General features: G+C 55.8%; 17 protein-coding genes and 1 tRNA gene. 4 read left to right on the top strand and 14 right to left on the bottom strand.

Annotated elements, in window-relative coordinates; translation table 11 throughout:
- The 8 genes from RQ593_RS04165 to RQ593_RS04130 all read right to left on the bottom strand — a co-directional run bounded on the left by RQ593_RS04165 (nucleotide 1) and on the right by RQ593_RS04130 (nucleotide 9,931).
- Nucleotides 1-1,395: an O-antigen ligase gene (locus RQ593_RS04165; protein ID WP_070634157.1), complete on the bottom strand. Its 1,395-nt coding sequence runs from the start codon at nucleotides 1,393-1,395 to the stop codon at nucleotides 1-3.
- Entirely contained in the window at nucleotides 1,392-2,507 is a 1,116-nt protein-coding gene (locus RQ593_RS04160; RefSeq protein WP_311449887.1) for a glycosyltransferase, read from the bottom strand. Before RQ593_RS04160 ends, RQ593_RS04165 begins: the two co-directional genes overlap by 4 nt.
- The gene (locus RQ593_RS04155) at nucleotides 2,504-3,589 is read right to left on the bottom strand and encodes an acyltransferase (RefSeq protein WP_049355028.1); all 1,086 of its coding nucleotides are present in this window, start codon (nucleotides 3,587-3,589) and stop codon (nucleotides 2,504-2,506) included. The genes RQ593_RS04160 and RQ593_RS04155 overlap by 4 nt, the downstream gene beginning before the upstream one ends.
- Before the next feature lie 11 nt (nucleotides 3,590-3,600).
- Nucleotides 3,601-5,844, bottom strand: coding sequence for an N-acetylneuraminate synthase family protein (locus tag RQ593_RS04150; RefSeq protein WP_005506934.1), 2,244 nt, complete (start codon nucleotides 5,842-5,844; stop codon nucleotides 3,601-3,603).
- A 90-nt stretch (nucleotides 5,845-5,934) separates the two neighbouring features.
- Nucleotides 5,935-6,663 carry an acylneuraminate cytidylyltransferase family protein gene (locus tag RQ593_RS04145; protein ID WP_311449886.1) on the bottom strand — a complete coding sequence of 243 codons (729 nt, stop codon included), beginning with the start codon at nucleotides 6,661-6,663 and terminating at the stop codon, nucleotides 5,935-5,937.
- Nucleotides 6,663-7,763, bottom strand: a complete 1,101-nt coding sequence (locus RQ593_RS04140) for an RNA-binding protein (RefSeq protein WP_311449885.1) — start codon at nucleotides 7,761-7,763, stop codon at nucleotides 6,663-6,665. The genes RQ593_RS04145 and RQ593_RS04140 overlap by 1 nt, the downstream gene beginning before the upstream one ends.
- Nucleotides 7,754-8,752 carry a glycosyltransferase gene (locus RQ593_RS04135; protein WP_049355024.1) on the bottom strand — a complete coding sequence of 333 codons (999 nt, stop codon included), beginning with the start codon at nucleotides 8,750-8,752 and terminating at the stop codon, nucleotides 7,754-7,756. The genes RQ593_RS04140 and RQ593_RS04135 overlap by 10 nt, the downstream gene beginning before the upstream one ends.
- Before the next feature lie 258 nt (nucleotides 8,753-9,010).
- Nucleotides 9,011-9,931, bottom strand: a complete 921-nt coding sequence (locus tag RQ593_RS04130) for a glycosyltransferase family 2 protein (RefSeq protein WP_311449884.1) — start codon at nucleotides 9,929-9,931, stop codon at nucleotides 9,011-9,013.
- A gap of 181 nt (nucleotides 9,932-10,112) precedes the next feature.
- On the opposite strand from RQ593_RS04130, the gene RQ593_RS04125 reads away from it, so the two are divergent.
- Together RQ593_RS04125 and RQ593_RS04120 are read left to right on the top strand one after the other, a co-directional pair.
- Nucleotides 10,113-11,075: an alpha-1,2-fucosyltransferase gene (locus RQ593_RS04125; protein ID WP_049355022.1), complete on the top strand. Its 963-nt coding sequence runs from the start codon at nucleotides 10,113-10,115 to the stop codon at nucleotides 11,073-11,075.
- Nucleotides 11,072-12,040 (top strand): glycosyltransferase family 2 protein, encoded by a 969-nt coding sequence (locus RQ593_RS04120; RefSeq protein WP_053089017.1) that lies wholly within the window; start codon nucleotides 11,072-11,074, stop codon nucleotides 12,038-12,040. Before RQ593_RS04125 ends, RQ593_RS04120 begins: the two co-directional genes overlap by 4 nt.
- Before the next feature lie 100 nt (nucleotides 12,041-12,140).
- On the opposite strand, the gene RQ593_RS04115 is transcribed toward RQ593_RS04120, so the two are convergent.
- The 3 genes from RQ593_RS04115 to RQ593_RS04105 are packed head-to-tail and all read right to left on the bottom strand — an operon-like array spanning nucleotide 12,141 to nucleotide 16,050.
- Nucleotides 12,141-13,958, bottom strand: coding sequence for an ABC transporter ATP-binding protein (locus RQ593_RS04115; RefSeq protein WP_049355021.1), 1,818 nt, complete (start codon nucleotides 13,956-13,958; stop codon nucleotides 12,141-12,143).
- Between the two features lie 8 nt (nucleotides 13,959-13,966).
- Entirely contained in the window at nucleotides 13,967-15,043 is a 1,077-nt protein-coding gene (locus RQ593_RS04110) for an acyltransferase (protein ID WP_049346759.1), read from the bottom strand.
- A 32-nt stretch (nucleotides 15,044-15,075) separates the two neighbouring features.
- Nucleotides 15,076-16,050: a glycosyltransferase family 2 protein gene (locus RQ593_RS04105; protein WP_070832861.1), complete on the bottom strand. Its 975-nt coding sequence runs from the start codon at nucleotides 16,048-16,050 to the stop codon at nucleotides 15,076-15,078.
- Nucleotides 16,051-16,367: 317 nt separating this feature from the next.
- On the opposite strand from RQ593_RS04105, the gene RQ593_RS04100 reads away from it, so the two are divergent.
- Nucleotides 16,368-17,489 (top strand): phosphotyrosine protein phosphatase, encoded by a 1,122-nt coding sequence (locus tag RQ593_RS04100; RefSeq protein WP_070847267.1) that lies wholly within the window; start codon nucleotides 16,368-16,370, stop codon nucleotides 17,487-17,489.
- A gap of 147 nt (nucleotides 17,490-17,636) precedes the next feature.
- Here RQ593_RS04100 and RQ593_RS04095 read toward each other — a convergent pair whose 3' ends face one another.
- The 3 genes from RQ593_RS04095 to RQ593_RS04085 all read right to left on the bottom strand — a co-directional run bounded on the left by RQ593_RS04095 (nucleotide 17,637) and on the right by RQ593_RS04085 (nucleotide 20,250).
- Entirely contained in the window at nucleotides 17,637-18,617 is a 981-nt protein-coding gene (locus tag RQ593_RS04095; RefSeq protein WP_070847269.1) for a ribose-phosphate diphosphokinase, read from the bottom strand.
- A gap of 20 nt (nucleotides 18,618-18,637) precedes the next feature.
- The gene (gene glmU, locus RQ593_RS04090) at nucleotides 18,638-20,092 is read right to left on the bottom strand and encodes a bifunctional UDP-N-acetylglucosamine diphosphorylase/glucosamine-1-phosphate N-acetyltransferase GlmU (RefSeq protein ID WP_294645286.1); all 1,455 of its coding nucleotides are present in this window, start codon (nucleotides 20,090-20,092) and stop codon (nucleotides 18,638-18,640) included.
- Nucleotides 20,093-20,179: 87 nt separating this feature from the next.
- Nucleotides 20,180-20,250, bottom strand: a tRNA-Gln gene (locus RQ593_RS04085).
- Between the two features lie 232 nt (nucleotides 20,251-20,482).
- On the opposite strand from RQ593_RS04085, the gene RQ593_RS04080 reads away from it, so the two are divergent.
- Nucleotides 20,483-22,312 carry an ABC-F family ATP-binding cassette domain-containing protein gene (locus RQ593_RS04080; RefSeq protein WP_311449883.1) on the top strand — a complete coding sequence of 610 codons (1,830 nt, stop codon included), beginning with the start codon at nucleotides 20,483-20,485 and terminating at the stop codon, nucleotides 22,310-22,312.
- The last annotated feature ends 94 nt before the right edge of the window (nucleotides 22,313-22,406 follow it).

Raw genomic sequence — 22,406 nt, 5'->3', positions numbered from 1 at the left:
TTATACTTTCCTCGCCTGCTGACGGATAGAACTGACGTCAAACGATTTAGAAGTAGTCAACTTCTTAGGCGTTTCTTGATGGGTTACAGAGGCAGGAGCTTCATTCTCGATGAGCTCGCCGTTCTGCAGCGCAGGTTTTTCATCGCTACTCTGCACCTTCTGCATAGCACCTGGTTCCTGCTGTCCGCTATCTGAAGCATCCAGATCCTTATCCGGGTTCAGGTACAGCAATGCAAGACCCACCACGATAGCCCACGGCACAGTCAGAATCACCTCTCCAAGACGCTGAGAGGTAATAATGATAATCACCATTGCGGCTTCGGCAATAACAATGCGCTGAGTACGCTGCTGCTTCCAGATGAATGCGGCAGAAATCATCAAGGATACAACCACAATCATATAGACCCATCCGGCCTCCTGGACCAGCGTCATATATGAGTTGTGGAAGTAAAAGTATCGGTCTTGTAGCGGAACCTGTGCAGTACCCAAACCGCCGCCGTACCACGGAACCACATCAATCATGCGGTACATTCCTTCGTCAATTCGCTGACGCAATAGGTCACTACCGAGGCGATCCGAGAAAGCACCAGCACGAGCAAAGTTATCTTCCAGGTAGTTCACGCCTAGATAGAACAGATACGCCAGAACAGCTTTGCCGAAGAGATTCAGACGGTAGGAGAAGTACAACCACAGGACGGCGAATGCGTACGCCGCCAATGAAGTGCGAGAACCAGTCAGCCACAACATGCCCGCGCTAACAGCAATAGCAGCAATACGGTGGCTTGTCTTTCTGACCATAGCGACAAAGAGGAAACCGAAAAGCGCATAGTACAGACCCGATTGGTTCTTATCATTGAGCCAACCGGTCAACGTACCACCATAGTTATCAGGTGCGATACCCGCGTAGAAGCCAATGACGTTGATCAAGAGGCCAAAGGCCACACCAAACAGTAGAGAACGGATATCAATCTTCTTCTGCGCAATCTGCAGAGCAAGCAGTACCACAACCGCCATACGCACAGCACGACGAATCGCATATTCAACAGGGAAGCTGTTGAACGTCAAAGTCTCAAATAGTGCCCAGCCAATGGCCAACAGAAGAATCGTAAAGAACAAGCCGTTGTAGGTGTTCTCGATTTTGGCAGGCTTAGTCAAGTTGTAGAGTACAAGCACCATCACCACAACAGTTCCAACTGGCATGGCGAAGAACGCTGTTGTAATACCAATAAAAATCAGGCCGAACCCCGCCCAGAAATCGAGCATCGATAGCTTGGACACACTACCAGCAAGGTACTTTGCTTCAGCCTTCGCAGCCTGCCCAAAGCGAGTGGCATTGCTCGATGCGGCACCTGGATACTGGGTTCCAGATGCAGGTTGAGAGTGAGCTACAGTCATTTCTTCTCCAAAATACGAGCGTATATCTCGGCGGTCTGAGCAGCCATCTGCGCGTTTGAGATCCAGGTAAAAGGCACCGATTCCCCCTTCTGCAGTTGCGCGCGCATAGCCTGCAGAACATCCTGAGTCAGAGTTGCACTCTGGCGGTCCACCAGCTCATCGGCGCCCAGAATCTCCGGGTTACCACCCACCGCGGTAGCGACCGTCTTCAAGCCGGCTGCCTTAGCATCCAGCAGAGTGTAGGAGCAGTTCTCCCACACCGACAGCTGAACAATCATGTCGCTGCGGCCCATCGCCTCAATCGGGTTAACGAAACCGCTAAAGGTCACCGAATCACCCAGCTTCAGGCGCTGAGCCTGAGCCTGCAACTCGGAAGCCAAATCGCCAGAGCCCGCAATCTCAAGATGAGCCTGCGGGTAATCAGCACGAAGCTGCGCAAAAGCGTCCAGCAGCACGTCAATACCCTTCTCAGGGGACAGGCGAGACAGCGAAAGAATACGCGGACCGCCATCAGCAGGCACACACTGCTGCTCAACAGCTGCATGTACCTCGGGGATATCCACACCGTTATACACCAGCTCCACGCCACGAGCGCCCCACTTGGCGCGCATCTGATCAGCGGTAGAACGAGAAACAGCAATCGCCTGGTCGGTACCCCACAGGCGCACACGGTGCACGGTCTCCATGAGCTTAGAACGCCAGGAGCTGCCGTGATACACCGAATCGTTACCGGCAATACCGTGCTCAGTGGTCAGGAGCTTCGGCACGCAGGTACCACGCTTGATTACACTACGGACGCGCAGAGCATTCACCACAGCGGTTGCGACGACGTCCGCATACGCCAGGTGGCTGTGCACGATATCCGGGCGGACCTGCTCAATAGCCTTCTGTAGAGAAGCAAAGGAAGTCTTAAAACCGTAGTCGGGGCCGAAGTCAGCTTTGATGACGGTGACGCCCAGTTCCTCAAGGCGGTTCATGAGCTTACCCTCGGGTGCGAGAACCACCAGGTTAAAGCCGGGGAGCCCGGCACGTGCCATATCGACAACGTGCCGAGCTACCCCGCCAAAATCGGGAACCGGAACGACCCATAGAGCCGTTGGTGTAGAGGTCATGCCTTAGTCAACTTTCGAGTGAGGAAAGAACGGAAGGATGCAGAAACCTTAGTTTCAATGGAAATATGCACCAGGTAGGCGAAGCAAACCACCAAAACCAATGCAATAATACGTGCCCCCCAGGGACCAGCCACCGGGTAGAACAGATCCACCAGCATATAGCCGACCATAGCGTGGCCCAAGTACAGGGGGTAGGAAATACGTCCCAAGAAATTCAGCGGACCCTTTGCAAGTACCGGAACGTTCTTCAGGTATACAACGATGAAGAACACCAGGCTAATCAGCGCCACACCGATTCCATGAGCAAGATCATGCATCAGCGCTGCGTTGAGGGAAGCCAGAATTGCAAAGTACGGAATGTGCCAGGTGAACTTTCGATCATGACTGTACATGAAGAACATCATGCCCAGACTAAAGAGCGAAGAATGTTCCGCAACCGCAGCCCACACAATCATCTTCGGTGCTCCACCGAGAGAAGCCTCAGGGTGGAAAAGCAGACACAGAGCCGTACCGATAACCGACCAGGTAAGCAGAATCGTAGTCAGCTCCCCACGGTAAATCTTTCCCTTCCTGATAATCAGGTACAGGGCGACCATCACGTAGAACTGCAGTTCAACTGCCAGCGTCCAGTACACCTGATCCACGTTATCCACACGCAGGAAGCGTTGCAACATCGTTGTGTTGATTAGGGTCTGCGGAATCGTAATATGGCGTCCGGGGTTTCCATAGATGAAATACACCAGCGCTGATACAGCCAGCGCAAACCAGTATGTCGGGTAAATACGAGAAAAACGCGAAACCGCGAACTTCAGTGCCGACCCGCTCTTGATAGCGCTGAGCAGGATTACAAAGCCAGAAATAATGAAGAAGAGCTGAACACCCAGCTCGCCCAGAGGAATATCGTAAGGCGAGGGGGCGGTTCGCGGGTAATTTTGAGTAGCCGGAACACCCAGGTGATAAATCACCACGGTAATAGCAGCCAGGCCACGGAACCCGTCTAGCTCCCGGAAACGCCCGGGAGTAATGAAATTCTGATCCAGAATTTCACCCTCCCGAGCTTTTACGGTCTGAGACTTGGCCATAGACGCTAATCCTACAGCCACTTTTCGAGGCGGTCCAGTGCGGTGAAGAAGCCTTCACCGTTGTTGATGTGGCCCTGCCAGATTTCGGGAATGAAGGATGCCTTCGGCGCCAGCTCACGCAGCTGCTTACCCAGGGATGCCCAGTCGACATCGCCTTCGCCAACCTGAACGCCCTCACCGTCAACGCCGGTGCCGTCCACCAGGTGCAGGTGAATGGACAGCGGTGCCAGCTGCTCAACAGCCTCCGACAGCGGAATGTTCAGGAAGTTGCAAGCAAGCATGGTGTGGGAGATATCCAGGCAGAGTGCGGTATCGAATGCACGCGAGAACTCTGCGGTGTCCTTCGGATCCAGGAACAGGTTGTGGTACTGCTGACCACCCATCAGCCAGGGGTACGGGGGCAGAGTCTGAGCGGCCAGGCGAACGCCGGATGCGTCCAGACGCTTCAGCGCCTCACCGATACGCTCGTACTTCTCAGCACGTGCGGATGCGGGGATGTGCTTGTCCTTGGTGAAGCCACCCATGGTCACGACCATGACCGGGTCCTCGTCTACGGTGAAGTAGCGGGTCAGGTCACGGGTAATGTCGATGGTGCGCTGAACCTCAGCGATGGAGCGCTCCCACACCTCGGGGTCCTTCGACGCGAGGTCCACCAGGAAGTCGCCTGCGAACAGGTCGGGCAGGTGGGTGGTGAAGCCCATGTCCAGCTTGGAGTCAAAGACATCGTCGATGTTAATCTCGAGGTCCTTGTAGGAGAAGTGGAACTCCAGGAAGTCCGGCTTCGCCTCTTCAATCAGCGGCTTGTAGTCGTGGTAACGAACCGGCAGACCCCAGGGACGGTCGAACTTGAAGTCGCGGCGGGTCACCAGGTCGTCCTTCAGGTCGCCCTCGAAGAAGAACGAGCCTTCTTCAACGTCGCGCTGCATGGTGCGGCCCAGCAGCTGCGGTAGGTAGTTCGGCTGCAGACCGCGGCCGGGGGACTTCACAGCAACGTCAGCCTCGGTCACGACCTCACCCTTAGCGATGTGGCGGGTAGCAACCAGGGACTTCGCCAGGTTCACGCGGTTCATCAGCTCACCGGTGGACACCTCACGAGGAGCAGCGGAACCAATAGCGGTCTCAACCTCACGGATCTGCTGAACCATTGCCTTGAATTCCTCAGGCAGCAGGGAGACGGTGTGGTCGTTACCCTCGAGGGTCTTGTCGGTGGTGAAGTGCTTCTCGATGATCTTCGCGCCGCGAGCAACAGCAGCAATCGGCACGTGGTAGCCACGCTCGTGGCCGGAGTAGCCGACCAGGCACTGACCAATCTCAGCCAGGCGGTCCATGTACGCCAGGTTGACGTCCTTGAAGGGTGCCGGGTATGCGGACTGGCACTGCAACAGAGCGTAGGATGCGCCAGCGTTACGTAGCAGAGCCACGGACTCGCGGATTTCCTCTTCACGGCTCATACCGGTGGAAACCAGCATGGGCAGGCCTCGGGAAGCCACGTCGCGCAGCAGCTCGTGGTTGGTCAGGTCGGCAGAAGCAATCTTCATACCCTGGATGCCGTAGTCAACCAGCGCCTGAACGGAGGGCGCGTCCCAGGGGGTGCACATGATGTCCATGTCGTGCTGCTTGACGTGGTCGAAGACCTCGTACATCTGGTCAACGGTCAGGGAGAAGCGGGACAGCAAGTCCAGGGTGTACTGAACGCCCAGGTCCTCACCTGCGGTTGCCGCACCGCGCTGGCGGTACAGAGCGTCCATGTCGCGCAGCTGGAACTTCACAGCGTCCGCGCCGGACTCAACAGCCAGATCCACCAGTTCCTTAGCGAAGTCAACGCTACCCTGGTGGTTGTTACCAATCTCAGCAATGATGAAGGAGGGGGAATCCTCGCTGATGGTGTGCTTACCGATGCGCAGAACGTCCTGCTCATCCATTGCCAGTGCCACGAGGTGACCGCGCTCGTCGGTCAGCGGCACGTGGTTGATACCCTTCGCGAAGTATGCGCGCAGGGTCTCGGGATCAGCGTCAGCCGGTGCGGTCTGCGGGTTGGTATTTGCAGCGTCCAGGGCGCTGGTCTCCAGGGATGCAGTGGGGTTAGCAATCAGCCAACGACGGAAGTCGCCGTCAGAGAGCGAACCGCGCAGGATACCGGACTCGTTCACCAGGAAGATGATGCGCTGGCCGTTAGCAGAAATCTTCTGCAGAGCGTTGAGAATCGGGTCTTCAGCGAAGACCACGTAGGGTGCAATATTGCGTTCAATAATCACGATTTTGACCTTTTCGTTTGAGTGTTTAGTTGAATGCCTGAGTGCCGGTCAAGCCGGGAGTAGCAGACGAGGTACCGCCGCTGGTGAAGGTTACTTGCCTTCGGCCAGGATCTGAGTGAGCTGATGCTCTGCCACGGAGAAGTCAATCGGTGCGTCGATGTCGACGCCCTCGACCTCATCCAGCATGAACAAGTCAATAGTACCGCCGGGGTAGCCCGCCAGGCGGTTGTGGTGGTCCATGTACACGTGGGTCTTGGTAATGTACATCGAACCGTTCTCGCGGTAGCGGAAGGTTTCCTTGGTCAGCTCCTGGCGGCGCGGGCGAGCCATAATCTCGAACGCCGCGGTGGGCTCACCGTCAGCGTGCCAGGTCCAGATAAACGGACCAATCGGAATCACACCGACCATGGAGTCCTTACCGTTCTCCGCGAACTGGCGGACCGCACGAGCCAGAGTGCCGGGCAGACGCACGGGGCTGGTTGCCTGTAGCAGCATGACTGCATCGGGTGCCCAACCGTTTTCGGTGTAAAACTCGATAGCGTGCTCGATGACCGGCTCGGTTGCGGTGGTGTCTTCAGCCAGGTGTGCCGGGCGCATGAACGGCACCTCCGCACCATACTCGCGGGCGATATCAGCCAGCTCAGCATCATCGGTGGAGACGACAACACGCAGCTCGTGCTCACCGGCTACTTCTTCCTTAGCAGCCAGTGCCTGCTCGATGGTCCATGCAACCAGCGGCTTACCCGCGATGGGGCGCAGGTTCTTACGCGGAATGCCCTTCGAGCCACCGCGCACGGGGATGACGCAGAGAATACGCATTATGCCTCCAAAGTTTCAATCATTAGTTCAGCGATACGCTGTGCCGGTTCCTTCTTCGGCTGAACCGGTGCCGGGGTCGGCTCCTGACCCCACTGGTTCATGCCGTAGCGGTCCCAGAATTCCACCAGCCATGCCGGCGGTGCCGGGTGGTAAACCCACGCCGGGATTCCGCGGATTGCAGCCTCCAGAACACCGGTAGAGAAGATGGACACCACCGGGTTCGGCACCTCGTTCAGCGGGGTACCGGAGCGGTCAATGCGGATGCCTTCCTTCTCCCACAGCTTGTGGGTCAGCACCGACAGCTTGTCCTTCTCGCTCGGGTGCGGGCGGTAACTTCCGCCGAACTTCTTCAAGAAAGAGTGGGAAGCGTACGCGAAGGATGCGCGCGGCAGTTCCGCACCGTGCATCTGTCCCAGAAAGATCGGTTCGAGGTCGTTCTGCTTCTGCGCCTCAGCACCAGCGGCCTTCTGCGCTGCGAGGTAGAGCAGCTGCGAACCCACCGCGTGAGTGGTGACATCGCGGCGACCCGATGCCCAGAATTCCGCATCAGCTTCGCTGAAAGCCAGCAGGGTGCATCCAACCGGTAGCGGCGGTGCCTGAGGCACCAGCAGGCCGTGCTGAACCACCCAGTACTCAGCGCCAATCGCGCGAGAGAACTCATAGGCTGCCGCACCGCGTGCCAGGTAATGACCAAGGGAAAGAACCACGCGCACACCGGGCAGGAGCTCCTGCAACTGGTCTCCTGTCGCTTCCTGCTCGCTCCAGGCATCGCGGTCGTAACGCTCGGTGGCGTACTGGCCGTTGAGGTACTCCGAAGCGTCCTCAGGGACCCACAGGGCCACACCCACGTTTTCGAGGTACTTGAGCGGCTCCAACAGGGAGTTACGGCTCGTCGGGGAGAACGAATCGAGCACAATGAGCACGCGCGGTACCGCGCCGCGGGTGTAGAGTACACCGCCGACAGGTGCCTCTTGTTCCGCAGCGCCCCCGCGCAGACGGTTCACGAGCTGACGTGCCTCCGTCTTAGCCCAGCGCAGGGTGTTCTGACGCTTCTGCCAGGCAGCCCATGCATCAATATCGATGGGATAGGTTAGGCCCATAGCTGCTCCAAAATCTTTACACGCTGATCAAAGGTGTGCTCAGCCAGAGTACGCTTCTGACCGGCTTCACGAATCTGACGAGCCCACTTCGGCTCACGGAAAATACGGGTACAAATCTCGATGAGCTCATCAATGCTCTGGTAGACCAGGACCTCTTCACCGGGAATGTAGTAGCGATCCACATCGGCACGGTCAATCACCTGCAGAGCACCCACGCCGGGAGCCTCAAAGGTACGCATGGTGAAACCATCCTGATTATTGTGGATGTTCAGCGTTGCCGGGGAGGATGCCATAATGCCGTACGCCTCAGAGCGGTCAATATCGCGACCTGCAGGAACACCGGAATCCTTGAACTGCTTAGTGCGCAGAATATCGTAAAAATGACGTGACCAGGCACGACCGTAAGCACGCACCGGTAGACCGGCTGCAACCAGCGCCTGCAGGGTCTCCTCACGGTTGGGGTACTTAGCGCCCACGAAGTTGATGGAGTCCTCGCGCATGGGGACAACCGGGCAGTGGGTGTCGTAGGCGTTAGGCATGTCGAGTACCTCGAAACCCTGCTCACGCAGGTGCTGCGCATCCAGCGGGCTGTAGCTTGCCAGCGCGCCCAGGTGGTGCAGGTCCTCTTCGGTGTAGCTCATGCGGCGCATTTCGTCGTAGAGCCAGGTGCCGTAGCGAACACCGGAAGTCTCCAGCAGGTCCCACCATTCGCGGGAGAGCATATCGCCCTTAATGACCAGCACAATATCGGGGCGGAACTCGTTGAAAGCGTCAATAGCCTTACGGGTTGCCTGCGCTGCGAAGCTTTCGGGGCGGTACTTCTCGGGCAGCTCGTGGGCAAGCTTGTTGAGGATGCGCTCGGGCAGAGTACCCGGGGCATCGTAGATGTGGGTGCGCACTTCGTATCCGTGCACTTCCAGGGATGCTTGAATTGCCTTCCAGTACCCGTGGAATGCGGGTGAGAGCAGTAGAAGTTTGGGCTGAGTCATATGAGGATTGAATCCTGTCGGCGTTTGCTATAAGAACCCGCAGGGCAGAACCGTGCGGTGCTATGTGTTGGAGTGAAGAGGATCGGAAAGTTTCACCTCTAATTTGAGGTAAAACATACCTATTGAAATTTTACAACGAAAGCAGGAGACGACACACTCGAGTGCACTGTGTCGCCTCCTACGTTCTATATGCGCCTTCTTACGAAGAGAGCTAGAAATCCTGCGGAATTACTCTTGCAGACTCCGCACGTTTCGTGCCTAGTTCTCGCGGCGCTCTGCCTTGGAGATACGCTCCAGCTCGGTGGCGAGGAAGCCACGAGCATCCACGTCCTTATTGCGCAGGCCGCGTACCGAGTTCACCAGGAAGTTTGCGTAGCTGGTAGCACGCAGAGCAACAGCAAGCTTCTTCTCCCAGCCCCACTTATCCGCATAAATGAAACGAGCAGTGGTCAGCCACTGTACACGACGCTCAGAAGGCGAAGATCCGCCACCCTCGTGGGTTACGGTCACCGAAGGAATCAGGTAACGGTCCACACCAGCGTTCGAGAGGCGGTACTGGAAGTCCACCTCTTCGCTGTTCATGTAGAAACGCTCGTCCATGCCGCCAATGCGGTTGAAGGTCGCGCGAGGAACAACCATGCACGCACCCATAACCCAGTCGACCTTCGCATCGGAGGTGCCGGTGCATGCCTCAACATCGTGGCCAACACCGCGGTGCCACCAGTTGGTCGGCTTGAAACGAGCCAGCGGGGTGAACCATTCCCACGCCACATGCGCTGCGGTGGGGAACTTGCGAGCCACCCACTGTTGCTTGCCGTCGTGGCCAATAATCTGCGGGCTAGCCAGCACCTCGCCGTGACGTTCCACGGCTGCGAGCATGCGCGAGACGAAGGTGCTATCCAGCTCCAGGTCGCTGTTGAGGATGAAGACCCACTCACCGGTAGCGGCAGCAACACCGGAGTTCACAGCCTTACCGAAACCACCGTTGACGGGACGGCGAACAACAGTCACGCCCTCAACCTCGGGGAAGGGGGTGGGAGAAACATCATCAGAGACAATAATCTCGATATCGGCGGGGTCAATGCCCTGCTGAGTACGCAGAGTGTCAATAATGGCAAGAACCGGTTCCGGCTCGCCGTAGAAAGGAATAACCGCAGAAACGCGGGGAAGGAAGGTCATGTATTACAATCTTTCTTGAGTGAGAGGGATAATAGAAACCACCGTAGCGGTGGGTGCTATCGTCTCTAGGATTATACAACTTCACTACTTTTTCAGCTGCACTTTTCGATTACCTATACAGGTAACAAATACTCACCCACTATCAACTCGCCATCTTACACATTCGAAAGGGGACTTTCTCGTGGATTCTGATATCCAACCCATCAATGAATCAGAAAGGGTCGCCGTATACACTGTTCAGCAACCCGCTTTCAAACGTGCTGTCACTGCAGCTTACAGCTCTATTCGCCATAAGTATTTGGGGAAATATATTAACCTTCTACGTCGCGGTGAAAAATTTATTCTCCTTTCCTACCCTATCTCCCGGGGAGGCAATTGGCTGTATCTATGGGCCCGCGCTGCGACTCTGCGCCATCACGGTACCGATAAAGCATCTTTGCTCTACGGTCCCGGTATGGAGGCATGGACCGAGGAATTCCCGAAACTTGCCTCTATTACGGCTCCTTTGTCAGAGTACACGTTCTTCACCCGCCGTAGCGGCTACTTCCCGACGGATATTGAGAAAGATATCAGCGAAGAAGATTTGCACTTTTTTATTCGCGAATATCTTCTTTCTTCAGAGGCCTTTAGTGAGCGCCTTGCAAGAATGCAGAATGTAGTGGATGAAAATTCTCTCGTCATTAATGTTCGCCGAGGCGATTACTATTCCGTGCCTCAAATTAGTGAGGTTTTCGGAATTGATACGGTGACCTATGTGGAGGAAGCACTGAAGAAGCTTCAGGATACCGTTACTCCTTCAAAAATTATTTTTGTATCAGATGATCTTCAGTGGTGCGAGGAAAATCTCTCACATCTGAGCTCAGTTGCGCCCTGCATTTTCGAAAAGCAGGGATCTGGCATGTTCGATGACCTGGCCCTTGTGGCTAGCGCGCCTTACCTGATTCTAACCAATACGACCTTCGGCTATTGGGGGGCTTACATCGGTGAGTTGTTAGCTCAGAAGGTTGTCCTTTCCCCTGATATTCATCAAGTTATTCCTGTAGACGATCGTGCCTATCAGAGCCGCCCAAAGATGCACCGCACTCATTGGGTTGCTGTGCATCATCCCGAAGGTAAAAACTGGATTACGGGTGAACTGCTGTGATTAACGCTCTTAAATCCCTCAAGCATCAGCTTTTCCTGCTAAAAATTAATCGTGATAAAAAACGCGAAGCGATTGAGCTCCGTGAGAGTGCTGAGTTTAAAGAGCGTTACGCTTCACTCAACAAAACATTTACCCACGCGGATCTCCCCTCTGGTCCCTTCATCTGGGGCATAACCATGGTGAAAAACGAAGCAGATATCGTCGAGCAGACGATCCGACATCTACTCAATCAAGGTGTGGACCATATCTTAGCAGCCGATAATGGCTCTTCTGATGGGACCTATGAGCTGCTGCTCGAACTCAGCAAGAATCTACCGGTGCACGTTATTCAGGACCGTGAGCTAGCCTACTACCAGTCAGAGAAAATGACTTGGCTTGCTGACCGGGTGATGGAAGCGGGCGCTGAATGGATTATCCCTTTCGACGCTGATGAATTTTGGTATGGTGTTTCTGCTCCGCTATCGGAAGTCCTACGCTCGCAAAAGGGTCATACTGTCGAGCTGACGAAGCTGTACAACGTTTTTCCCAGTATTGAAGGACCTACTCTCAGGATTGATCCAACTCCCCACTGGGATCTGAAAGTGTGTTTCTCACGCTGGGAGAATGCAGTTATCAAAATGGGCAACCATGAGGTCATTGCACCGGGTAAGCAGAAGCTTAATGAAGTTGCTATCATCCACTACCCCTGGCGTTCAAAAGAACAATTTACGCGCAAGCTACGTCAAGGGGCTAAGGCGTTGGAAGCCACCAATCTGCCTGAAGAGATGGGATACCATTGGAGACGTAATGGTGATATAACCGTTGAAAGTGCTACCCCCCTATGGGAAGCACTTTTGCGCGGCGAAGTTAACCATGAAACCGTCACTTGGCATCCAACTGGCCCTCTTACATCTATTGGCTCTTTACCTCAAGAGTTTAAAGAAATCGTTCATTTGCTCAAAGAAAAGACGGCTACAGGTATTTAACACGGATATTTCCAGACGGTAAAAAATACAACATAAACAAAAGAAGGGGCTCTCGTTCATGACGAGAGCCCCTTCTGCTTTAGATATGCAACCTATGAGACTAATCCGGCAACTGGCCCAGCTTCACCAGGTTAGCGAATTCAGCGTTGGCCTGCTGCACCTCCACAAAGGTACCTTGATTAGCAATCTGTCCCTTGGAGAGATAAACCAGCTGGTCAACATTACGAACCGTCGACAATCGGTGAGCCACGATAATAACCGTAATGTCCTTAGAAATACGCTCGATGGTCTTCGTGATCTTGTGCTCGGTCTCGTTGTCCAATGCGCTGGTTGCTTCATCCAGAATCAACACACTCGGGTTACGGTACAGTGCACGGGCGATACCCAGGCGCTGCTTCTGACCACCCGACAAACGGGTGGCGTTGTAGCCAATCTTAGTTTCCAGGCCATTCTCCAGAGAGTCGATAACCTCGGTCAGAGCAGCCACTTCGAGGCAGTACTTGACACGTTCCACGTCAATTTCCTCAGGCTTTAGTCCGAATGCTACAGCCTCCAGCACAGTGGAATCTGCGATAAAGACATCCTGGGGAACGTAGCCGATATGTTGGTGCCAGGAACGCAGGTCCTTCAGAATCGACTCACCATTCTGCAGCACCTGACCACGGGTCGGTGCAAAGAGACCCAGAATAAGGTCAATCAGAGTAGTCTTACCCGAACCAGAACCACCCACAAAAGCAATTGAGGAGCCCATCGGGATATCAAGAGTGATGTCCTTCAGCACAGGCTTATCACCGTCAGGGTACTGGAAGGTCAGATTATCAATCTGAATATTAACAGGCTCAATGCTCTTGTTGATGTAGTCGTGATCCTTCGGGACGACCGGTGCGGAGGGCATCTTGAACATACGCTCTTCAGGGGTAAGGTGTTCAAGCTCTTCCAGCAGTGTATCACTCGCATGTTCACCTGCACGGATGCTACCAAGAGAGGCAACCATACGGGTGTAGTTAGGCAAAATACGAATGCAGGCACCAGCAAAGAGAAGCAAATAGCCAGTGCTATCAGCACCTTGCGTAGCGCTCATAAAGGCCAAGAGAGCAGCAATACCAACAATGAAGATGATTTCCAAGGTGTACTTCGGGAAATCGGAGAGGAAAGCACTACGCATTGACGCATTAACAGAGTCAATTCGCTTTTCCTGGTAGCGGTAGGTGTAGCGTTCAGTCACACCGTACATGCGGATTTCACGGAAGCCCACTACAGCTTCGATAGCCGCGTCCAGCGCGCCCTTAGTCGCATTCAGTACGATGACGCCCTGTTCGCGGTTCTTGCGCTTGAGCACAGCCTGTAGCACGAACGAAGCCAGACCGAAGTAGATAAAGGCGAGAAGAGCAGGCACCGGCATAATGACTAGTAGCATTACCATCAACACAATAATTGACAGTAAGTCACCGATAAAGCCAAGCACACCGTTGACAAAGGTACCGTAGGCCTGACCCACCACATCATTTACGGAGTTCAGCACCGGGGCGGTACCACGCTTACGGTGGTCCAGGTAGGGCTCGCGCATGTAGCGGTTTAGCAGAGTCACTGAAACAGCGCTCTGCTGGGTGGCGATGAAGCCGAGGCTCCAGCGACGAATAATTAGGGAGAAGACACCCTTGAAAACAAATGCTGCGACGAGAGCCACGCCGAAGATAACAATTAGGGTGGGGGTATCCGGATCGCCGAAGAAGTTAGAAACTTTCAGGATGAAGCCTTCACGTGGGGTTCCCATAGCGAGGTTCACCAGAGGAAGCACGAGAGCCACACCAAGCATCTCAAAAAGCGATACCGCAAAGAGACCCAAAATGTTTAGTACCAAGAGCCTAAACTTTTTACCCGGGAAAAAAACCCGAATTTTAGAGTAAACACTCTTCACAATAAAACCTATACCTTCTGTGAATATTTTTTCACAATGAAACGATGAGCTGGACGCTCAATATAATAATGAGCCAGCAGCGCGAGAATACTCGCGATGATAAGAGAAACTACGACGTACACCAGACCCGTTATACCGCCGTGAGCGGATGCAGCCGAAGGTACCGATCGCACGTAAGCCAGCACCAGCTCATGCACCAGGTAGAATGCGAAACTTGCTTCACCAGCAACGACCCCAATCTTCCAGAACACGTTCTTTTCGCGAGGCTGAGCGGAACGTTGGATATCCCAGAGCCCCAATACAAGAATCAATACCGCCCAGACCGGTGCCAGTAGCAGGCCATGAGCCGTCTGTAGCAGGTAGAACTTCGAGCTGACGTACATGGCGCCGAGAGCTATAGCAATCATGGCCAAGCAGTGGTAACCGTGAATCACGGGAACGCGGTAACCATCACGCACCTTGAGAGCAAAGAGGCCCAGAGCCAGGCCGAGTGCGAACTCGCCCGAGCGCAGAAGTGGGTTAGCGTACACCACCACGTCCATAAAGTTCGACTGGGCGGCCAGAATATAGGAGACCGTTGCCATCAGTAGGAACCAGCCACCCAGTAGAGCAGCCTTCACACGGTAGCGCATACCATCCAGGCGGTTCAGTACGAACGGGGTCATGAGGTAGAAGAATGCCTCGCAGGAGAGTGACCAGCTCACCGCATTATTTGAGAAAATAACTTCCCAGGACGGTACCCATGCCTGCAACAGAACCAGATTCAGCAATGCACTCAGCGGGTTGAGGTCTCCAGCAGAGTTAGACACTCCGAACAGTAGAAGACCCAGCAACGCCACGCAATAGAAGAAGAGATGCAGAGGGTATACCCTCGCAAAGCGGCGAAGATAGAAGTTCTTCGCCCCAGCGTTCTTGTTATACGACCATGCCAACACGAATCCAGAAAGAATAAAGAAGAGCGAAACACCCACATAACCGAGGCGCGCACCCGGAAGCCAGTTAGCCCATTGAGTCCCGTGGATAACGTGGTACCCGAACACAAGAAGTGCCGCCGGACCGCGCACAGCAGTCAGAGAATCCAACATAATCCTGGATGCTGGGCGTACGGGCGCTGTCATTAAGCATCTCCCTTAGCAATCGAACCGTCTTCATTCCAGTAACGCCACTGTAGGAATTTGCCCCACACCATCGGCCCCTTAGCTACGAATTTAATACGCTCATCGGGACGGCCATGCGAAATGTTCTCCCATACCTCAGCAATTTCAGCATCGCTGAGCTTGCTACCCGCTTCCCAGTGAGGCGCGAAGTAGCTCAAATCCTCACCAGTACGACGGGAGGTCTCGGTTCCCACGCGTACCTTACGGGCAATCTGAGCAATGCCTCGGTACTGCAGGTGAACAATCTCAAGTCGCTGCTCAATATTGCCAAGACGGCACACATCGTGATTACCTGGGATGACCACAGCGAAGGGGTGAGAGCGGAAAGCACACTTGCCAGGGAAAGGATAGGACGTATCCATCACCAACTCGGTGTCCACGATATTCTCTGGTGAGTCCACAGTGGGTACAGTGTGGTGGAATCCTGCGTAGTAGACACCCATGTTATCGGGTGCATTGCGCAGGAAATCACCGAGCTTCTCATCCTCCGCATACCAAAATTCGTCTCCGTCGAAAGGAATAATCCAGCGAGCGCCGCTCCGCCATGCCAGATGTGAAAGATATGTCATCTTCTCAGACTGAATGTGTCGGTCGCAGTTATCTTCAGCAAAGATAAGTCGCGGATCCTCGTTTGCTCGCTGGCTCAAGTACTCACGAGTGCCATCAGTCGAGAGGTTGTCAGCAACAATAATCCGATCAATTCCCTGGGCAAAAAAATGGTCGAGAACAGAGGGCAAAATATCGAGCTCGTTCTTAACGACAGAAACAGCCCACACTTCCTGACGAGGACCTTTAAGATGCGGTGCAGGAAGGTTATGGACTTTAAGAAAACGAATGGCTTCAACCTGATCTCGCCAGAGTTTAGGAGTATTTCGCCGTTTAAAGGAGTAACTGAGCTGGCCCAATTCTGAACGGATTTTTGAGAGAAGGTTCATGATGCCTTTCTCGACCCGCCATAAATTGCAGACGGGCCCATGTATTTGAGGAGTGATGAGTAGAGTCTAGGCATAATTCTAACATGCAGGCTTTCTTTAGCTTCGGAGACCTTTCTGTACTTTAGGTCATTTTTAAACGGATGTTCCTACGGATACTGTTGCTCTTCTACGCACTTGTAGGGTATTCGCCACACACAGGAAAAGGACCCGTTGAAGGTGCAAGTAACTCGGTATGATAGATACTATTCATTCAGCAAACCCGACACTTCCGGCTTCTCTGTTCACTGTTGGGTACGTCAATTAGAAAAGGCTTTTTGATGGGCATCTTCAACATCAAGTCCCTCAAGGACAAGTACGCGTGGGGTTCCTCCGAGGACAAAACCAACTCAGCAGAAACTGCCGAGGCGCAGCAGGCAACCGCCGCCTCTCCCTCCGCAAATATTGCTGATGGAGTCCGCTCCCTCATTAAGAGCAACCCCGAGCTGGCAGGCAAGAACCGCCACGGGGTAGCCGGTCGCACCATTTCCCCTGACGGTTCCCTCCTCGAAGCAGTAGACGACTACGAGGCATACACCGCTACGCAAACCCATCAGCAGGAAGTCACCCCGGAAGAAGAACTGAGCGCCGACGGCACCGCAACCGTCTCGCAGCCTCTCACCCATACCGATATCGAGGCAGCCCCCGGTGACATCCTCGATGTAGACGGTAAGCCCACCGGCCCCAGCATTATCCGTGTGAGCCAGCACAACGCGCCCATCGTTGATGCCGAAGAGCTCGCCAACCCCGAAGAAGCCAACAGCCAGAACGCACAGGCTTCCCGCCCGGCTACCACGCCCCGCGGCGAACGCCCCTCCCTCTTTAAGTTCTCCCCCAAGACTCTCAACCGTACCGACAGCGCCCGCAAGGACGGCCCCTTCGAAGCGCTCTTCGTGTGCACCGGCAATATTGCCCGCAGCGCATCCGGTGAGGTAATCTCCAAGCACCTCGCCGCAGAGTACGGTCTGGAAGACAAGTGGATTTTCTCCAGCGCGGGCACCGGCGCTCTCGTCGGCCACGGCGTCTACGAACACGTAGCCAACGAACTCATCGAACGAGGATACAACCCCGAAGGTTTCGCCTCCCGCCAGCTCAACGAGCAGATTATTGAAAACGCCACCATCATTCTGGTGGCCGAGAAGGTACACGCCGACTGGATCGTGCGCGAATGGCCCCAACACCACTCCAAGATTAAGCTTCTCAAGCAGGTTGCACGTATCCGTGAGGATGCACGCCGCGCCGAGCCGCTCTCTTACCTCTACTCCTACGGTGCCCGTCCGCTCGATAGCGACAAGTTGGAAGACCCCTACCGCCGCGGCCCCGCAGCAGCGAAGGTTGCCGTGGACGAGGTGGAGCAGTCCCTCCGCGTGATTCTGCCTTGGCTCGCACAGGCGCATCGCTAACCATACGAGGCTAAATACAGCGCTAACCCGGCTGGAACAGATATCTGTTCCAGCCGGGTTAGCTTTAGCCTCTACAACTTAGCCTCAAGAGTAGAAAGTCCCCCGCCGACAGTAGTCAGCGGGGGACTTTCGTTAGGCTTTAGAAGCTTAGTGATCGAAAATCTCGGTCACAGAACCCTCGTCGAAGACCTCGCGGATAGCGCGAGCAATCAACGGAGCAATGGAGAGAATAGTCAGGTTATCGAACTGCTTCTCTTCCGGCACAGGCAGGGTGTTGGTCACGACGACCTCCACAGCACCGCACTGAGACAGACGCTCAGCAGCCGGGTCAGACAGAACCGGGTGAGTTGCTGCGATGATAACTTCCTTCGCGCCCTTGTCCATGAGGACCTTCACAGCGCCAGCAATGGTGCCGCCGGTGTCAATCATGTCGTCAATCAGCACGCAGGTGCGACCCTCAATGTCACCTACAACAGTCTTAGAAACAGCCTGGTTGGGGACATTAATGTCGCGAGTCTTGTGCACGAATGCCAGAGGTGCGCCATCCAGCAGGTCAGCCCAGTGCTCAGCCACACGCACACGACCGGTATCCGGGGACACGACGGTCACGTTCGACAGGTCCTCAACGCGCTCACGGATATGCTTAGCCAGCACCGGGATTGCGAACAGGTGATCCAGCGGGCCGTCGAAGAAACCCTGAATCTGCGAGGTGTGCAGGTCCACGCACATCAGGCGGTCAGCACCAGCAGTCTTGTACAGGTCAGAAATCAGGCGTGCCGAGATAGGCTCACGGCCCTTGTGCTTCTTGTCCTGACGAGCGTAGGGGTAGAAAGGAGACACCACGGTAATAGAGCGAGCGGATGCGCGCTTGAGCGCATCAATCATGATGAGCTGCTCCATGAGCCACTCGTTGATGGGTGCCGGGTGCGACTGAATCACGAAAGCGTCCGCACCGCGCACCGACTCCTCAAAGCGAACGTAGGTCTCGCCGTTGGCGAAGGTGTATGCGGAGGTGGGCAGCAGGTCGTGATCAAGTGCCTGTGCAATCTCCTCGGCAAGCTTGGGGTGTGCTCGACCGGAGACCACTACAAGCTTGCGCTCACCGGGGTTGGTAATCTCGCTACTCATGGTGTTGTTCTTTCCTCGAATTAGGATTCTGCCGGTTCCTGCGCGCCAGCAGCCTTAGCGGCCTCGGCGGGTTCGGTACCAGCACGGTTCTTCAGGACCCAGCCATCGATGGTGCGCTGGGAAGTCTCAGAGTAGGCGAGGGCGCCCGCAGGAACATCCTTACGGATCAGCGCGCCCGCGCCGGAGTAGGCACCGTCACCGACGGTAACAGGTGCAACGTAAATACCCGCAGCACCCATACGGGCGTGCGCGCCAATAACGGAGCGGCTCTTCACCAGACCGTTGTAGTTCGCGAAGATAGAACCTGCACCAATGTTTGCGCCCTCACCGATGGTGGCGTCACCAACGTAGGACAGGTGCGGAATCTTTGCGCCATCGCCAATCTGCGAGTTCTTAGCCTCGCAGAAGGTGCCGAGCTTAGCGTCCTTGCCCAGGGTGGTACCGGGGCGCAGGTATGCGAAGGGGCCAACAGTTGCGCCCTCACCAATGACCGCGCCGTGACCGTGAGCGCGGATAACGGTAGCGTCAGCCTCAACGGTCATGTCAGTCAGGGTGGTGTCCGGGCCAATGGTTGCGCCGGTAGCAACGGTGGTGGAGCCGTGCAGCTGCACGCCGGGCAGCAGGGTCACGTCGTTCTCAATGGTGACGGTAACGTCAATCCAGGTGTTCTGCGGATCAACGATAGTCACGCCGTTACGCATGTGCGCCTCAAGGATGCGGTTGTTGAGCATACGACCCAGCTGAGCCAGCTGCACGCGGTCGTTAGCGCCCTCAACTTCCCAGCGGTCCTCAATAGCCAGAGCGGAGGTGCGGTGGCCCTTCGAACGAGCGATGGACAGAACGTCAGTAATGTACTTCTCGCCCTGTGCGTTGTTGGTGGTCACCTCAAGCAGTGCCTCACGCAGGACAGCAGCATCAAAAGCGTAAATACCGGAGTTAATCTCGGTGATTTCGAGCTCTTCGGGGGAAGCGTCCTTCGCCTCGACAATGGCGGTGACTTCGCCAGCCTGGTTACGAACAATACGGCCGTACGCGCCGGGCTCATCCACGTGGGTGGTCAGCACGGTGACAGCGTTCTTATCTTCCTCGTGGAAAGCAATCAGTTCACGCAGGGTCTCGGGGCGCAGCAGGGGGACGTCGCCGTAGGTCACCAGAACGGTACCGGAAACGGTTTCCTGAGCATCCAGAGCGTTCAGACCGACCTCAACAGCGCGGCCGGTACCGGGAATCTCATCCTGGTCAACGATGGTTACTTCAGAATCGAAAGCCAAAACGTGCTCAGCAACCTTATCGCGCTGGTGGCGCACCACAACAGCAAGACGCTCAGGATTCAAATCGCGGGCAGCGGCGACAGCGTGCTCCACCATGGAACGACCACCAATACCGTGCATAACCTTGGGGGTAGCGGACTTCATGCGCGTACCAGCGCCTGCAGCCAGAACAATCACTGCAGAGGGTGCCAGTTCAGTGTTCACTGGGAAGACTCCTTAGACGAGGTTGTAAGAGTGAGGAGTGAGCGCGGACCGCCAACTCTCTATCAACGGTGCCGTTGAGTGCTTACGCTCCGCCACTAGGACTCGAACCTAGACAAACGGCTCCAAAGGCCGCTGTGCTGCCATTACACCATGGCGGATTATCCATACATCACCGATGAGTCCCCCGAAGGTCATCACCGTCGTTAGCCGCCATTTTGGGCACAGAACAGCGCAATGCAGGAAATGCTTTCCTCAGTTTATCAAATATCTGCCCTCAACCTCGCCGCGCACCCAGGCAAAACCCCGCGGCATTTCTCAACACTGATGTAGCCCCTCATCAAAGCTTCGGGCGCTACTTGAACCGAAGACTCACCCTGTACCCTAGAAGGCGTGGCACATCTACTTGGCGGCGAATCGCTGCACCTCGAATTCCCTACCCGAACCATCTTTGAAGGCATCACGGTCGGTCTGAACGAAGGCGACCGCATCGGCATTGTCGGCCGCAACGGCGACGGCAAATCCACCCTCATGAAGATCCTTGCCGGCCGGCTCGAACCGGACTCCGGCCGCGTCACCGTGCGCGGCGGAACCCGCATCGGCTACCTGGATCAGTCCGATGTTCTCGACGACGACCACACGGTCGGCTACGCGATTGTGGGAGACACCCCCGAATACGAGTGGGCATCCCAGGCGCGCATCCGCGACGTTATCTCCGGTCTGGTCTCCGATCTGCCCTGGGACGCACCGGTTTCCTCTCTTTCCGGCGGTCAGCGTCGACGCGTAGCGCTCGCCTCCCTACTCGCGCAGGAGTGGGACGTGCTCATGCTCGACGAGCCCACCAACCACCTGGATGTTGAAGCCATCACCTGGCTCGCTAACCACCTGAAGTCCCGCTGGTCCAAGAATGCTGGCGGACTCATGGTCGTCACCCACGACCGCTGGTTCCTCGACGAAATCTGTACCGACACCTGGGAAGTGCACGACCGCATCGTCGAACCCTTCGAGGGCGGCTACGCGGCGTATATTCTGCAGCGTGTGGAGCGTGACCGCCAGGCAGCCGTAGCGGAGGCGAAGCGTCAGAACCTGATGCGCAAGGAGCTCGCCTGGCTGCGCCGCGGTGCGCCCGCGCGTACCTCTAAGCCGAAGTTCCGCATTGATGCCGCCAACGCCCTCATTGCGGATGTCCCGCCGGTGCGTGACACCGTGGAGCTGAAGAAGATGGCAGTCTCCCGCCTCGGCAAGGACGTGGTCGACCTCGAAAACGTTTCCGTCGTCTACGACGACCCCTCGATGCCCGGAGGCAAGCGTCCCGTGCTGAAGAAGGTCACCTGGCGTATTGCCCCCGGCGAGCGCACCGGAATCCTGGGCGTGAACGGCGCGGGTAAGTCCACTCTGCTCTCCCTGGTGACCGGCGATTTGAAGCCGACCGAAGGCCGTGTCAAGCACGGTAAGACTGTGAAGATTGCGACCCTGACCCAGCAGCTCGATGAACTCAACGAGGTTGCTAACGACCGCGTCTCGGATGTGATTGGCCGCAAGAAGCGTAGCTACATTGCCGATGGTAAGGAGCTGTCTCCTTCGCAGATGCTGGAGCGTCTGGGCTTTACGAGCGCGCAGCTGTCTACCCCGGTCAAGGACCTTTCGGGTGGTCAGAAGCGTCGCCTTCAGCTCATGCTGATTCTGCTGGATGAGCCGAACGTGCTAATTCTCGACGAGCCGTCCAACGACCTGGACACCGATATGCTCGCCGCAATGGAGGACCTGCTGGACACCTGGCCGGGTACCCTGCTGGTGGTCAGCCACGACCGTTACCTCATGGAACGCGTCACCGATCAGCAGTACGCCGTGATTGACGGTTCGTTCCGTCACCTGCCCGGCGGTGTGGACGAGTACTTGGCGCTCTCTGCAGCCGGTGCTGGCGGTTCTGCCGCCGGTAGCGCACAGGCACGTGCCGCCTCCTCGGCGCAGGCTTCTGCTGAGCCGGATACCCCGAAGGTCTCCGGTGCCGAGCTACGTGCGGCACAGAAGGAATCTGGTGCGATTGAGCGCCGCCTCACCAAGCTCACTGCAGAGCAGGAGAAGCTCTCCGAGCAGATGAGCGCACACGATGCCTCGGACTACGCCGGTTTGGCGGCACTCGGCGAGCAGCAGCAGACCCTTCAGGATGAGATTGACGAGCTAGAAATGCGCTGGCTCGAGCTCTCCGAACTGCTGGGCTAAGGTCTATAGACATAGAAAAATGCCGGTTCTAGATTCAATCTAGAACCGGCATTTGTGTATATATTCACCCCTCCGCAACAGCGGTAGCTATCGG

It is taken from the genome of uncultured Rothia sp. (assembly GCF_963507905.1).
GTDB lineage: Bacteria > Actinomycetota > Actinomycetes > Actinomycetales > Micrococcaceae > Rothia.
The sequence above is the reverse complement of the archived record's forward strand: the minus strand, read 5'-3'. Positions and strand labels throughout refer to the sequence as shown.

Bases quoted from the DNA above. Each gene is read 5' to 3' on its own strand.
- RQ593_RS04165 (WP_070634157.1), bottom strand. From the start codon at position 1,395: ATGACTGTAGCTCACTCTCAACCTGCATCTGGAACCCAGTATCCAGGT.
- RQ593_RS04160 (WP_311449887.1), bottom strand. From the start codon at position 2,507: ATGACCTCTACACCAACGGCTCTATGGGTCGTTCCGGTTCCCGATTTT.
- RQ593_RS04155 (WP_049355028.1), bottom strand. From the start codon at position 3,589: ATGGCCAAGTCTCAGACCGTAAAAGCTCGGGAGGGTGAAATTCTGGAT.
- RQ593_RS04145 (WP_311449886.1), bottom strand. From the start codon at position 6,663: ATGCGTATTCTCTGCGTCATCCCCGTGCGCGGTGGCTCGAAGGGCATT.
- RQ593_RS04140 (WP_311449885.1), bottom strand. From the start codon at position 7,763: ATGGGCCTAACCTATCCCATCGATATTGATGCATGGGCTGCCTGGCAG.
- RQ593_RS04135 (WP_049355024.1), bottom strand. From the start codon at position 8,752: ATGACTCAGCCCAAACTTCTACTGCTCTCACCCGCATTCCACGGGTAC.
- RQ593_RS04130 (WP_311449884.1), bottom strand. From the start codon at position 9,931: ATGACCTTCCTTCCCCGCGTTTCTGCGGTTATTCCTTTCTACGGCGAG.
- RQ593_RS04110 (WP_049346759.1), bottom strand. From the start codon at position 15,043: ATGTTGGATTCTCTGACTGCTGTGCGCGGTCCGGCGGCACTTCTTGTG.
- RQ593_RS04105 (WP_070832861.1), bottom strand. From the start codon at position 16,050: ATGAACCTTCTCTCAAAAATCCGTTCAGAATTGGGCCAGCTCAGTTAC.
- RQ593_RS04100 (WP_070847267.1), top strand. From the start codon at position 16,368: ATGGGCATCTTCAACATCAAGTCCCTCAAGGACAAGTACGCGTGGGGT.
- RQ593_RS04095 (WP_070847269.1), bottom strand. From the start codon at position 18,617: ATGAGTAGCGAGATTACCAACCCCGGTGAGCGCAAGCTTGTAGTGGTC.